Origin of the sequence: Aquabacterium commune, from assembly GCF_004362855.1 — a bacterium.
Lineage (GTDB): Bacteria > Pseudomonadota > Gammaproteobacteria > Burkholderiales > Burkholderiaceae_C > Aquabacterium > Aquabacterium commune.
On the sequence record NZ_SNXW01000004.1, the window covers coordinates 112,863 to 126,293 of the forward strand.

6 protein-coding genes and 1 CRISPR repeat array (1 of these 7 cut by a window edge) are annotated in these 13,431 nt (G+C 62.6%); all 6 genes read left to right on the top strand.

Going from position 1 to position 13,431, the window contains the following annotated elements; translation table 11 throughout:
- Positions 1-53 precede the first annotated feature (53 nt).
- Genes cas5c through cas2 form a run of 6 tightly spaced genes read left to right on the top strand, consistent with a single transcriptional unit; the run spans position 54 to position 5,521 of the window.
- On the top strand, positions 54-740 hold the full coding sequence (gene cas5c, locus EV672_RS08945) for a type I-C CRISPR-associated protein Cas5c (RefSeq protein ID WP_133608422.1): 687 nt from the start codon (positions 54-56) through the stop codon (positions 738-740).
- 14 nt (positions 741-754) lie between these two features.
- Complete coding sequence (gene cas8c, locus EV672_RS08950; RefSeq protein ID WP_243738599.1) at positions 755-2,509, top strand: type I-C CRISPR-associated protein Cas8c/Csd1; 1,755 nt, start codon at positions 755-757, stop codon at positions 2,507-2,509.
- A gap of 2 nt (positions 2,510-2,511) precedes the next feature.
- Positions 2,512-3,468 carry a type I-C CRISPR-associated protein Cas7/Csd2 gene (gene cas7c / locus EV672_RS08955; RefSeq protein WP_133608426.1) on the top strand — a complete coding sequence of 319 codons (957 nt, stop codon included), beginning with the start codon at positions 2,512-2,514 and terminating at the stop codon, positions 3,466-3,468.
- Positions 3,469-3,484: 16 nt separating this feature from the next.
- Positions 3,485-4,132, top strand: coding sequence for a CRISPR-associated protein Cas4 (cas4, locus tag EV672_RS08960; RefSeq protein WP_133608428.1), 648 nt, complete (start codon positions 3,485-3,487; stop codon positions 4,130-4,132).
- 27 nt (positions 4,133-4,159) lie between these two features.
- Entirely contained in the window at positions 4,160-5,221 is a 1,062-nt protein-coding gene (gene cas1c, locus EV672_RS08965) for a type I-C CRISPR-associated endonuclease Cas1c (RefSeq protein ID WP_133608430.1), read from the top strand.
- 9 nt (positions 5,222-5,230) lie between these two features.
- Positions 5,231-5,521, top strand: a complete 291-nt coding sequence (cas2, locus tag EV672_RS08970; protein WP_133608432.1) for a CRISPR-associated endonuclease Cas2 — start codon at positions 5,231-5,233, stop codon at positions 5,519-5,521.
- Between the two features lie 217 nt (positions 5,522-5,738).
- A CRISPR array of direct repeats spans positions 5,739-13,431; the repeat unit is 37 nt; unit sequence GCGTCGCCCGTCAGTGATGGCGGGCGTGGATTGAAAC (it continues 453 nt past the right edge of the window).

The following is a 13,431-nucleotide window of genomic DNA, read 5'->3' on the forward strand; positions in this document are numbered from 1 at the left end:
ATGGAGCGATGAATTGACCAACACACCGAAATCAACAGTCAGGAAGGACCAACATGCGACGCTTTTGCCTTGAGGTCACCGGCGACTACGCCTGCTTCACCCGCCCAGAGATGAAGGTGGAGCGGGTGTCCTACGACCTCATCACCCCGTCGGCCGCGCGCGCGGTGTTTGACGCCATCTTGTGGAAGCCTGCCATCCGGTGGCGCATCCGCAAGATCGAAGTCTTGAAGCCCGTGCGCTGGATCAGCGTCAGGCGCAACGAGGTGTCGTCGGTGGTGTCCAACCGCAATGCCCTTGCCGCCATGAACGAAGGCCATGGGCAGCTGGCGCTCTACATCGAAGAAGACCGACAGCAGCGCGCCGGCCTGTTCTTGCGCGACGTGGCCTATCGGCTGTATGCCGAGATGGAGTTCCTGACCGACGAATCGCGCGGTAACCCGGCCAAGTACACGGCCATGTTCACCCGCCGTGCTGCCGCAGGGCAGTGTGTGAACCAACCCTATTTGGGTTGCCGCGAGTTCGCGGCCAGCTTCCGGCCTGTTCCGGTGCTTGAAACAGGTCGCGGTGCCTATGGCGTGGCAGACACCGAGCCCGCTGCCTTGCAAGAAATGAGCGCCGACCTGGGTTGGATGCTCTACGACCTGGACTACGCCGACCGCGCCGACCCGAAGCCCCAGTTTTTCCGGGCCCGCGTTGAGCGTGGCGTCATGGACCTGGCTGGCGTGGAGGTGCGGGGATGATTCTTCAAGCACTTGTGGACTACTACGACCGGTCAGATGAAATGGCTCCTGACGGTTGGGAGTGGAAACGTATTCCATACATCGTTGAGATCAAAAGAGACGGCAGCTTTGTCCAGTTGTCATCGCAGCGCACGGGCAAGAAGTCATCCGACGTGACGGCGTCTTTGGTGCCAAAGGCTGAAATCCGATCCGGGACTCGCGCTCATGAACATCCAAACGCTTTGTGGGATCACTTTGGATTTGTGCTTGGTCATGCGAAGACCGACGAGCACAAGGACATTGAAACGGCAAGAAAGCAGTTCGAGGCATTCACGACCAGAGTGAAGAGCATGACATTGCAGCACCCAGCATCAGTTGGCCTGGCCGCGATCAATCAGTTTTACGAGCGCGGTGAATACAGCCGAGTTTTGCAGGATCCAAACTGGCCAGATTGCATAAAGATCGCAGGTTGCAACCTGACGTTTCGACTGGCAGGCGAGATTGATCTGGTCCTGCAGGACCCAACACTGACGTCACTTGCTTCGTCTTCGGGTGTTGTTGCTGGCGATGCTCATGTCGGCGTGTGTTTGGTATCTGGCGATAGCCAACCAATTCAGCAGCTGCATTTTCCGATTGGTGGGGTTTGCGAAAAGCCTGCACCGCTGTCGGCTATCAATGACCAATCGAATCCAGCCTTCTCGTCGTTTGGCAAGCATCAGGGACAAAATTTCCCTGTGGGGCAGTCGGCTGTGTTTCGCTATTCAACGGCTTTGAACCATCTGTTGCGACCTAACTCAAGGCAGCGTATCCGTGTTGGAGACGAGACAGCGGTGTTCTGGGCGCAGAGGCAGGAAGACGCCGACGTGGAGCCGTGGTTCACCGACTTGTTCGGTGAAGCCGACGATCCAGATGCACGCACTGAGAAGGTGCGGGCCTTGTTCGAGTCTATCAAGGCCGGGCGCTTCGACGGCGCCCGCGGAGAGAACAAGTTTTTCGTGCTGGGCCTGGCGCCCAATGCGGCCCGTATCGCGATCCGGTTTTGGCATGTGTCCACTTTGGCTGACATCGCGCAACAAACCAGCCAATGGTTTGACGATCTGAGAATTGACCGCAGCCCAAAAGACAGAGAGTTCCCGTCGTTGAAGGCGCTTCTTGGCTCGGTGTGCCTTGCGACGAAGGAGCGCCCCAACGGCGATATAGATAAGTTGCCACCAGCCCTTGTTGGTGACGTGATGAGGGCTGCCCTGACTGGCAGTGCTCTCCCCACGGCATTTTTTTTCGCCGCAGTCCAGCGTTGCCGCGCCGAGCAGCGCGTCACCTACCTGCGTGCGGCTGTGCTGAAAGCCTGCATCAACCGTTCCATTCGCCATGCCAACCGCACATCGACAAACCCAGAGAAGGAGATCACCGAAGTGCTAGACACCAGCAACCCGTCCGTTGGCTATAGGCTGGGCCGCCTGTTTGCCGCGCTTGAGCGGACACAAGAAGAGGCCAGTCCTGGGCTCAACGCAACCATCCGCGACCGCTACTACGGTGCAGCGTCCAGCACACCGGTGGCGGTGTTCACCACGCTGCTGCGGCTGAAGAACCACCACCTCGCCAAGATCGGCAACAAGGGGCGGGCGGTGAATCTGGAGAAGCTGATGGGCGAGATCGTGGATGGCATCGGCGACTTCCCTCCCCACATGCCGCTGCAAGAACAAGGGCGCTTCGCCCTGGGCTACTACCACCAGCGCCAAGCCTTTTTCACCAAGAACGATCCCGACCAAACCAACCAAGGAGGCAACTGACCATGAGCCTGACCAACCGCTACGACTTCGTGCTGCTGTTTGACGTGAAAGACGGCAACCCCAATGGCGACCCTGACGCCGGCAACCTGCCACGCTTGGATGCCGAGACCGGCCACGGCCTGATGACCGATGTGTCGCTCAAACGCAAGGTGCGCAACTTTGTGGCGCTGATCCGCGCCGTCGACCAGGCAGAGGGTGCGCCTGAGCCTGGCACCAAGCGTTCCGAGATCTATGTGCGTGAAAAAGCCATCTTGAACCTTCAACATCAGCGTGCGTATTCAGCCTTGAAGCTGGATGCCCCTTTGGATGAGGGTGCGGCGGCAGAGGCCGAAGACACGGACGCCAAGAAAAAGCCAGGCAAGCAAAAGCGCAAAGGCAGTGCCGATGATGTAGAGAAAGCACGTGCATGGATGTGCCAAAACTTCTACGACGTCCGTACCTTTGGTGCTGTGATGGGTTTGGGGGTGAACTGCGGCCAGGTGCGTGGTCCCGTCCAGTTGACCTTCGCACGCTCGATTGACCCCATCGTTACCATGGAGCACTCGATCACCCGCATGGCCGTGGCCACAGAGGCCGAGGCGGAGAAGCAGCAGGGCGACAACCGCACCATGGGCCGCAAACACACGGTGCCTTACGGCCTGTATGCCGCGCATGGTTTTGTGTCGGCCTTTTTGGGTAAGCAGACCGGTTTTGGTGAAGACGATCTGGAACTGCTCTGGCAAGCGCTGGAGAACATGTTCGAGCACGACCGCTCTGCTGCGCGGGGTGAGATGTCGACCCGTGGGCTGTATGTGTTCAAGCACGACAGCGAGTTGGGCAATGCCCACGCGCATGAGCTGTTCAAGCGCATCGCCGCCCAGAAGCGGGTTGACGTGCCCCGCAGCTTCGAGGACTACGAGGTGGCCGTCAATGAAGAGGGCATGCCTGCCGGCGTGAAGCTCCTTCGCAAGGTCGGTTGAAGGCGCGGGAGGGAGCATGGGATCTGAACTCATCGACCCCATCCCCCTCTCCGCCCTTCAGCACTGGTGCTACTGCCCGCGGCAATGCGGCCTCATCCACCTGGAGCAGGCCTTTGACGACAACGTGCACACCCTGCGCGGCAATGCGCTGCATGCTCGGGTTGACCAGCCTGGCGTGGAAACCGCCAAGGGGGTGCGGGTGGAGCGTGCCTTGCCGGTGTGGCACGAGGCGCTGGGCCTCATCGGCAAGGCGGACGTGGTGGAGTATTCATCGGGTGGCGTGCCTTACCCGGTGGAATACAAGCAGGGCAGCCGTCACAAAGCGGCGGCCATTGCAGCTTGCGATGATGTGCAACTGGCTGCCCAGGCGCTCTGCCTCGAAGCCACGAGCGGGCGTGCAGTGCCGGAGGGGGCGCTCTACTACGCCAGTTCAAAGCGGCGCCGCGTGGTGTCGATCACGCCCGAGTTGCGTCAGCAAGTGGTCACGGTGGCTGGCGAGGTGAGGCGCATGCTGGCCAGCGGCTTGTTGCCACCCGTCCTAGAGGGCGCGGAAGCATTGTTGCACTGCAAGGGTTGCTCGCTGCATGAGCGCTGTCAGCCCGAGGCCACGTCGGCCCTCTTGGTGCGACTGCGAGCAGATCTGTTTACCCCCGATCAATCCTGAGGGCGCTGTGCCGCCACGCTACCCACCATGCAACTGCTCAACACGCTCTACATCACCACGCCAGAGAGCTATCTGCGCCTGGACAACGACACGTTGCGTGTGGAAGTGGATCGTGAGACTCGCTTGAGGGTGCCACTTCACCATCTCCAGGCTGTGGTGTGTTTCGGGCATGTTGGCTTGTCCGCGCCACTCATGCACCGCCTGGCCGATGAAGGCATCGCCTTGGTCCTGCTGGATGACAACGGACGGTTCAAGGCGCGGTTGGAGGGCGCCACCGCGGGCAATGTTTTGCTGCGCCAAGCTCATCACGCTTGTGTGAAGGATGCCATCTTCACATTGGCCACAGCGCGCGCGTGTGTTGCGGGAAAGGTCAAAAACGCACGGCAGGTTTTGATGCGCGGTGCTCGCGAAGCCAAGCTGGACGAGGAAGCAGCCATGCTCACGCGAGGTGCAGATGACTTGGCTGCCACCCTGCGCGCACTGCCTGGTGCCACGGACCTGGATGTGTTGCGCGGTCTGGAGGGCGAGGCGGCACGGCAGTACTTCGGGGCACTGAATTTCGTTGTGAAGCCTGAGCAGCGCAAGTGGTTTCAGATGGATGGGCGCAGCCGGCGCCCGCCGCGAGACCGGATGAACGCCTTGTTGTCGTTTTTGTATGCAATGTGGATGAATGATTGCCGCAGTGCCATTGAGGCAGCTGGACTTGATCCACAGCTGGGTTTCTTGCATGCGGTGAGGCCGGGAAGGGCCGCGTTGGCGTTGGATCTGGTGGAAGAATTTCGACCTCTTGCCGACAGGCTGGCACTCACGCTGGTGAACCGTGGGCAGCTCGACGAGGACGACTTTGTGGTTCGCGAGGGTGGGGCGGTTTCGCTGGATGGCGACGCGCGCAAGGCCGTTGTCGTTGCGTTCCAGGAGCGCAAGCGCGAGGAGATCAACCACCCAGTGCTTGCGCAAGCCGTGCCATTGGGCATGGTGCCTCTGGTGCAAGCGCGTTTGATGGCCAGGGCGGTTCGGGAGAGCCCGTTGGCAAGTCAAGCGGGCTCATGTCGTGATGTGCCTGGGTATGTGCCATTTCTGGTGAAGTAGCTTCGGGCCATGCTGGTATTGGTTTGTTATGACGTGAGCACAGAGACCAAGTCGGGGCGCCGTCGTTTGCGTCGTGTCGCCAAGGTTTGCGAATCGACCGGGCAGCGTGTTCAGAAGTCGGTGTTCGAGTGCCAGGTGACGCTGGCAGAGTTCGAGTCTTTGGAGCGAAGGCTGTTGGCTGAGGTCAACTTGGCGGAAGACTGCTTGCGCCTTTACCGCATTCCTGAGACGCGAGGAGCCGAGGTTCGAGAGCACGGTGTCTTCAAGGCTGTGGACTTCGACGGACCATTGGTTCTCTGATAGTGGCCTGAGGCTCGCAGCACTCGGCTACGATGGCAACCGCGAACCTGCAGTGCCTGTCTTTCGACGTTGTGGTTCGCGCGTGCTCTAAGTGCTTGTTGCTTCACCGAAAAATGCATCGTTTCCAGTTGAGACTGATCACGAGTCAGTCACTCTGCGATGGGTTCGCGCTTTTGCACATGTTTGTGCTTATGGGAAAGTGATTTGCGTGCGAAGTGCGTCGCCCGTCAGTGATGGCGGGCGTGGATTGAAACAGTCATCACTGATTATTGGCGCGGCTGGTTGTCGGCGTCGCCCGTCAGTGATGGCGGGCGTGGATTGAAACTCGCAGTCGCAGTCTCCGCAGGTTGGCCAGGCTGCGTCGCCCGTCAGTGATGGCGGGCGTGGATTGAAACAAGACGGATAAGCGCGTCCTGAGCCTTGAGCAACGCGTCGCCCGTCAGTGATGGCGGGCGTGGATTGAAACCATGCACGCCATGTGATCGAGGCCTTCCGTGACGCGTCGCCCGTCAGTGATGGCGGGCGTGGATTGAAACATGTTCGGGTACAGGCGTTGCGCCACAGTCGGACCGGCGTCGCCCGTCAGTGATGGCGGGCGTGGATTGAAACAGGGGTACGGGCTTGCTCATCACTGGCTCAGGTCGCGTCGCCCGTCAGTGATGGCGGGCGTGGATTGAAACGCATGGTTGGCCTGGCAGGGCCACCATGACAGCCGCGTCGCCCGTCAGTGATGGCGGGCGTGGATTGAAACCAACAACCCACAAGCGTGGGGCCGATCTGGTTGCGCGTCGCCCGTCAGTGATGGCGGGCGTGGATTGAAACAGCACGGAGAAGTGACCATGCTGACGCGCACTGCGCGTCGCCCGTCAGTGATGGCGGGCGTGGATTGAAACTGCCTGGCCGATGGCCGCTTCACTGGCCTGCTCGGCGTCGCCCGTCAGTGATGGCGGGCGTGGATTGAAACCTGCGCGGCTTCGGTGTGGGGGCCATTGCGCGCGCGTCGCCCGTCAGTGATGGCGGGCGTGGATTGAAACAACGCGCTCAAGCGCCACCCGGCACACGTGACCAGCGTCGCCCGTCAGTGATGGCGGGCGTGGATTGAAACAGCCTGGCTTGGGGTGGCAAAGACGCGCGCGCTGGCGTCGCCCGTCAGTGATGGCGGGCGTGGATTGAAACGAGCACCCGGCCGACCTGACGCTGCGCGAAATCGGCGTCGCCCGTCAGTGATGGCGGGCGTGGATTGAAACGGCGACCAGTGTTTACAGGGCATCGAGTAAGAACGCGTCGCCCGTCAGTGATGGCGGGCGTGGATTGAAACAGCGCACGGCTGCATCGCCGGCCATCGGTGACCCAGCGTCGCCCGTCAGTGATGGCGGGCGTGGATTGAAACCTGGCACCGAGAACGCGACACCGCAGGAGCCCGCGCGTCGCCCGTCAGTGATGGCGGGCGTGGATTGAAACATGTTGCTCCTATCCGGCCCACTCCGTGAGCCTCGCGTCGCCCGTCAGTGATGGCGGGCGTGGATTGAAACCTGCCGGTATGTCTGGGTCGCAGAGCTCACCAAGGCGTCGCCCGTCAGTGATGGCGGGCGTGGATTGAAACTGGGTGCCGTGCCCGGACTGCGGCGAACGTCAGGCGTCGCCCGTCAGTGATGGCGGGCGTGGATTGAAACATGCGCTACATGCTGCGCAGCGTCGCCGCTGGCATGCGTCGCCCGTCAGTGATGGCGGGCGTGGATTGAAACCTCGTTTGGGTGCCGCTGGTTGCAATGGAAGTACGGCGTCGCCCGTCAGTGATGGCGGGCGTGGATTGAAACATGGTTTCAGTTGTTTTGTTGCAGTTGCACATGGGCGTCGCCCGTCAGTGATGGCGGGCGTGGATTGAAACATCACGCTGTGCGCGCAGCTCCAGCACGTCATGGGCGTCGCCCGTCAGTGATGGCGGGCGTGGATTGAAACTGCTTTGCACCCCGCCCGTTTGGCCAAGGCAATGGCGTCGCCCGTCAGTGATGGCGGGCGTGGATTGAAACGTCAACACCACGCTGGGTGAGACCTGGGAAGAAGGCGTCGCCCGTCAGTGATGGCGGGCGTGGATTGAAACGCCTTCGGCCGCTTGCTGCTGTGGGCAGACCCGCTGCGTCGCCCGTCAGTGATGGCGGGCGTGGATTGAAACCAGAAAATCACGATGCTTTCGAACGTGTCAGCGAGCGTCGCCCGTCAGTGATGGCGGGCGTGGATTGAAACCTTGGTGCTGGTCTTGTCGGTCTTGGAGCCGTCGGCGTCGCCCGTCAGTGATGGCGGGCGTGGATTGAAACCATTCGGGCACCTGCCTGCAGAGCCCGACACACGGCGTCGCCCGTCAGTGATGGCGGGCGTGGATTGAAACAGCCACTTGTACAGCTTGACGCCCACGGCCACGCGCGTCGCCCGTCAGTGATGGCGGGCGTGGATTGAAACTACGGCTCGGTGGCTGGTGAGGCGCTGCCTGCCGGCGTCGCCCGTCAGTGATGGCGGGCGTGGATTGAAACAAGGCCGAAGCCCTGAAAGGGCGGCGCTGTTATGGGCGTCGCCCGTCAGTGATGGCGGGCGTGGATTGAAACTCCAGGTGGCGCACCTGTCGGGCAAGGCCCGCAGCGTCGCCCGTCAGTGATGGCGGGCGTGGATTGAAACTCGCCAACCGCCTTGAAGAAGCCAGCGAACCAGGGCGTCGCCCGTCAGTGATGGCGGGCGTGGATTGAAACAGGAACACCGCGTTGCGGCCCGCGTACACGGCCGGCGTCGCCCGTCAGTGATGGCGGGCGTGGATTGAAACATCCGTCGTGATGCGGATCATGTTGGCCACCGGAGCGTCGCCCGTCAGTGATGGCGGGCGTGGATTGAAACAAGACCGACAAGTCGCTGAAGAAGCAGGACCGCGGCGTCGCCCGTCAGTGATGGCGGGCGTGGATTGAAACTTGTTGAGCAGGTGCTGCTGGATCAGGGTCTGCTGGCGTCGCCCGTCAGTGATGGCGGGCGTGGATTGAAACGGCCTCGCGGATGGGGTCGATCCAGGGCATCGCCGCGTCGCCCGTCAGTGATGGCGGGCGTGGATTGAAACAAGACTTGCGATACTGTCCCTACGCTGAACGCGTCGCGTCGCCCGTCAGTGATGGCGGGCGTGGATTGAAACCACATCCACGCGGCCATGCGACGGCCCCAGGCATGCGTCGCCCGTCAGTGATGGCGGGCGTGGATTGAAACTTGGCTGCCATCGAGGACGGCCGCGTGCGGCCCGGCGTCGCCCGTCAGTGATGGCGGGCGTGGATTGAAACGGAAGAACCGGCGCTCGGCACTGCCTGGCAACACGGCGTCGCCCGTCAGTGATGGCGGGCGTGGATTGAAACGGTCATGGGTGATCCTTGGATGGGATGGCGATAGCGTCGCCCGTCAGTGATGGCGGGCGTGGATTGAAACTTTGCGCCACAGGGCGTAGTCATCGCTCCACTTGGCGTCGCCCGTCAGTGATGGCGGGCGTGGATTGAAACCAGCACGTCGCCGTTGCTGAAGCCGTGGGCGGCAGGGCGTCGCCCGTCAGTGATGGCGGGCGTGGATTGAAACAAGTTCCGTCCGGGTGAGGTCACGCTGTGGGCCGGCGTCGCCCGTCAGTGATGGCGGGCGTGGATTGAAACCCACCTGTCGCATCCGCAGATTGCACTTGCTGCCGCGTCGCCCGTCAGTGATGGCGGGCGTGGATTGAAACCATCAACGCGCGAGCTAAAAACAGGCGGAGAAGGCGCGTCGCCCGTCAGTGATGGCGGGCGTGGATTGAAACTTCGGTGTGCCGCCCTTCATGGTGGGCCACACCAGGCGTCGCCCGTCAGTGATGGCGGGCGTGGATTGAAACTTGCCTTGGTCGCTCAGTGTGCGAAGTGCCCACGGCGTCGCCCGTCAGTGATGGCGGGCGTGGATTGAAACGTCTTTGGAGTGCCGGAAGACGGGCGCAATGGCGGCGTCGCCCGTCAGTGATGGCGGGCGTGGATTGAAACAGCGGGTTTGTGTACGTCGTGGCCGAGTACGCCAGCGTCGCCCGTCAGTGATGGCGGGCGTGGATTGAAACCGCTGACCAGTGCGGCATCTACTCGCAGCGGTCGCGTCGCCCGTCAGTGATGGCGGGCGTGGATTGAAACTCCGCCAGCTCGGGCGGCAGATCAAACCAGTGAGGCGTCGCCCGTCAGTGATGGCGGGCGTGGATTGAAACCAAGGTGTGGGCGTACTCGTTCAGCCGGTCAAGCGCGTCGCCCGTCAGTGATGGCGGGCGTGGATTGAAACCAGGCTGGCGCCTTCGCCAAGCTGGTGGGCTCGCGCGTCGCCCGTCAGTGATGGCGGGCGTGGATTGAAACGCCTCAGCAGCAGTCGAGGCAGTCAGTCGAGGCAAGGCGTCGCCCGTCAGTGATGGCGGGCGTGGATTGAAACCTTGAGCAAGCAACTCGCGGCAACGGGCATACGCGCGTCGCCCGTCAGTGATGGCGGGCGTGGATTGAAACTTCTCGAAGGCCCACCAGACGGCGAAGTCTTCCTCGCGTCGCCCGTCAGTGATGGCGGGCGTGGATTGAAACAGTTCTTGTGCTTCGAGGTCATCCCAGACCATGGCGTCGCCCGTCAGTGATGGCGGGCGTGGATTGAAACCCCTCTGAGGTGACCCCTCAGGAGATCGCCAGGGAGGCGTCGCCCGTCAGTGATGGCGGGCGTGGATTGAAACCGGTTTCCTCATCCCCATCCCCGCACCCATCCGAGGCGTCGCCCGTCAGTGATGGCGGGCGTGGATTGAAACGTGAGCTACGACCCCCGCCAATGCGAGCGCCTGCGCGTCGCCCGTCAGTGATGGCGGGCGTGGATTGAAACACTGCTCCTGTTCGTCCTCATCCCCATCCCCGCAGCGTCGCCCGTCAGTGATGGCGGGCGTGGATTGAAACAGCTCGGCCACCGCCTTCGACTCGGCGAACTTGGGCGTCGCCCGTCAGTGATGGCGGGCGTGGATTGAAACAGTGCAGCCGTCTTTGCGTCAAGATCGGCGATGAGCGTCGCCCGTCAGTGATGGCGGGCGTGGATTGAAACACCGCACCGCCCAAGGCGTGATCCTGCTGGACGTGCGTCGCCCGTCAGTGATGGCGGGCGTGGATTGAAACCAGCGAACGGGCCGAACGTGTGTCCAGGGCTTTGGCGTCGCCCGTCAGTGATGGCGGGCGTGGATTGAAACAGGCCCTCAGCACGACGAAGCCCAGCACCAGCGGCGTCGCCCGTCAGTGATGGCGGGCGTGGATTGAAACATCAAGTCGGCACGGGTTGGCTACACCAAGATGGCGCGTCGCCCGTCAGTGATGGCGGGCGTGGATTGAAACAGTGCCCAGCCGATCACGCAGATTTGGCCGAAGGGCGTCGCCCGTCAGTGATGGCGGGCGTGGATTGAAACAGCGGGATGAACCCGGTTGCCCCGAGGATCTGGGCGTCGCCCGTCAGTGATGGCGGGCGTGGATTGAAACCGATTGGCGACGAGGCCCCGCCCGCCTCCGAAGAGCGTCGCCCGTCAGTGATGGCGGGCGTGGATTGAAACCAGACCAAGGACGGCAGCACCGACGACACGCTGGCGCGTCGCCCGTCAGTGATGGCGGGCGTGGATTGAAACAGGATGCTGACCTTGTCGGCCTCAGAAAGGCGGAAGCGTCGCCCGTCAGTGATGGCGGGCGTGGATTGAAACAACCGCAACTACACCCAGTTGTCGGTGCCCACGAGCGTCGCCCGTCAGTGATGGCGGGCGTGGATTGAAACCGCCTGGTGCGCGAGAAGAAGGTGCGCCGCAAGCGCGTCGCCCGTCAGTGATGGCGGGCGTGGATTGAAACTGCAGAATGGAGTTCTCACCCCGAGCCAGAAGCGGCGTCGCCCGTCAGTGATGGCGGGCGTGGATTGAAACGTCACAAGGCCCTCGGGAAGACCCCGACGCAGGGCGTCGCCCGTCAGTGATGGCGGGCGTGGATTGAAACCGGTTCATCGAGTTCAATCCGCGCCGCGCTGTCCGCGTCGCCCGTCAGTGATGGCGGGCGTGGATTGAAACGGCCAGTCTTCGACGTGAGCGATCGGCTCAGGCGGCGTCGCCCGTCAGTGATGGCGGGCGTGGATTGAAACCAGCCGGCTGACAGCGTGCGCACCTTGTCGTTGGCGTCGCCCGTCAGTGATGGCGGGCGTGGATTGAAACTTCTCGAAGAACTCGGCCATGGCTGCGTTGTGCTGCGTCGCCCGTCAGTGATGGCGGGCGTGGATTGAAACTTGTCGTTGGCCGCGTCGCTGGCCAGCACCAGGCCGCGTCGCCCGTCAGTGATGGCGGGCGTGGATTGAAACAGCAACGGCGACGTGCTGGAAGTGACCAGCGGCTGCGTCGCCCGTCAGTGATGGCGGGCGTGGATTGAAACAAGTTCAGGCCTATTGCTGAAGGCGAGATTGCCCGCGTCGCCCGTCAGTGATGGCGGGCGTGGATTGAAACGAAGCCAAGGTGGCGCAGCTCAACGCCGAGTCGGGCGTCGCCCGTCAGTGATGGCGGGCGTGGATTGAAACACGCACAGCACCAGCGACTTCACCAACCTGCTGGGCGTCGCCCGTCAGTGATGGCGGGCGTGGATTGAAACAGGATGGCTGATTCGGCCTGGATGTAGAGGGCGAGCGTCGCCCGTCAGTGATGGCGGGCGTGGATTGAAACAGCCTGGCTTGGGGTGGCAAAGACGCGCGCGCTGGCGTCGCCCGTCAGTGATGGCGGGCGTGGATTGAAACCACGGTCATGGTGGGCAGGTACCGGCCCAGGGTCGCGTCGCCCGTCAGTGATGGCGGGCGTGGATTGAAACACCAGGTCGCGGTGCGCACGGTCCTGCTCGGCCGGCGTCGCCCGTCAGTGATGGCGGGCGTGGATTGAAACTCGGCATTCGGGATCGGCGCATTGCCTCCTGAGGGCGTCGCCCGTCAGTGATGGCGGGCGTGGATTGAAACAACAAAGCCGCCCAGGGTGCGCACCAGCTGGAACGCGTCGCCCGTCAGTGATGGCGGGCGTGGATTGAAACACGGCGCCGATTGTGGCGGCTATGTTGGCGCACCGCGTCGCCCGTCAGTGATGGCGGGCGTGGATTGAAACGACACGATGGTGCAGTGGTCCGGCGTGGGCTCACGCGTCGCCCGTCAGTGATGGCGGGCGTGGATTGAAACCCTTGACTGGGCCTTTGGGCATGTCAGGCAGTGGGCGTCGCCCGTCAGTGATGGCGGGCGTGGATTGAAACATTGCCGAGGCCAAGCTGGTCAACACCATCGGCGGCGTCGCCCGTCAGTGATGGCGGGCGTGGATTGAAACATCGTGCTGCCAGATGCACGAGGTCGCTTCGGCCGCGTCGCCCGTCAGTGATGGCGGGCGTGGATTGAAACCGCGCAACGATCCCGGCCGGCACCCGGCTGCTGAAGCGTCGCCCGTCAGTGATGGCGGGCGTGGATTGAAACTCGCAGTCGCAGTCTTTGCAGGTTGATCAGGCGCCGCGTCGCCCGTCAGTGATGGCGGGCGTGGATTGAAACTTCTGCCTCGCTTGCCCATGCTTGGATCATGGAGGCGTCGCCCGTCAGTGATGGCGGGCGTGGATTGAAACTCGATCGCCTCGACCGTCTCTTGCCAGGTCACTGGCGTCGCCCGTCAGTGATGGCGGGCGTGGATTGAAACACGTAGCCCACAGGGCCATCGGCCATGCGCTCGCGCGTCGCCCGTCAGTGATGGCGGGCGTGGATTGAAACATGTGCTTGATCAGCTGCTGGCGCTCCTGCCAGGGCGTCGCCCGTCAGTGATGGCGGGCGTGGATTGAAACTTATGAGCTTGGGTTTCGTACATCGGGCTCTGGAGCGTCGCCCGT

Coding starts and splice junctions, on each gene's coding strand:
- cas5c (WP_133608422.1), top strand. CDS start 54: ATGCGACGCTTTTGCCTTGAGGTCACCGGCGACTACGCCTGCTTCACC.
- cas7c (WP_133608426.1), top strand. CDS start 2,512: ATGAGCCTGACCAACCGCTACGACTTCGTGCTGCTGTTTGACGTGAAA.
- cas4 (WP_133608428.1), top strand. CDS start 3,485: ATGGGATCTGAACTCATCGACCCCATCCCCCTCTCCGCCCTTCAGCAC.
- cas1c (WP_133608430.1), top strand. CDS start 4,160: ATGCAACTGCTCAACACGCTCTACATCACCACGCCAGAGAGCTATCTG.
- cas2 (WP_133608432.1), top strand. CDS start 5,231: ATGCTGGTATTGGTTTGTTATGACGTGAGCACAGAGACCAAGTCGGGG.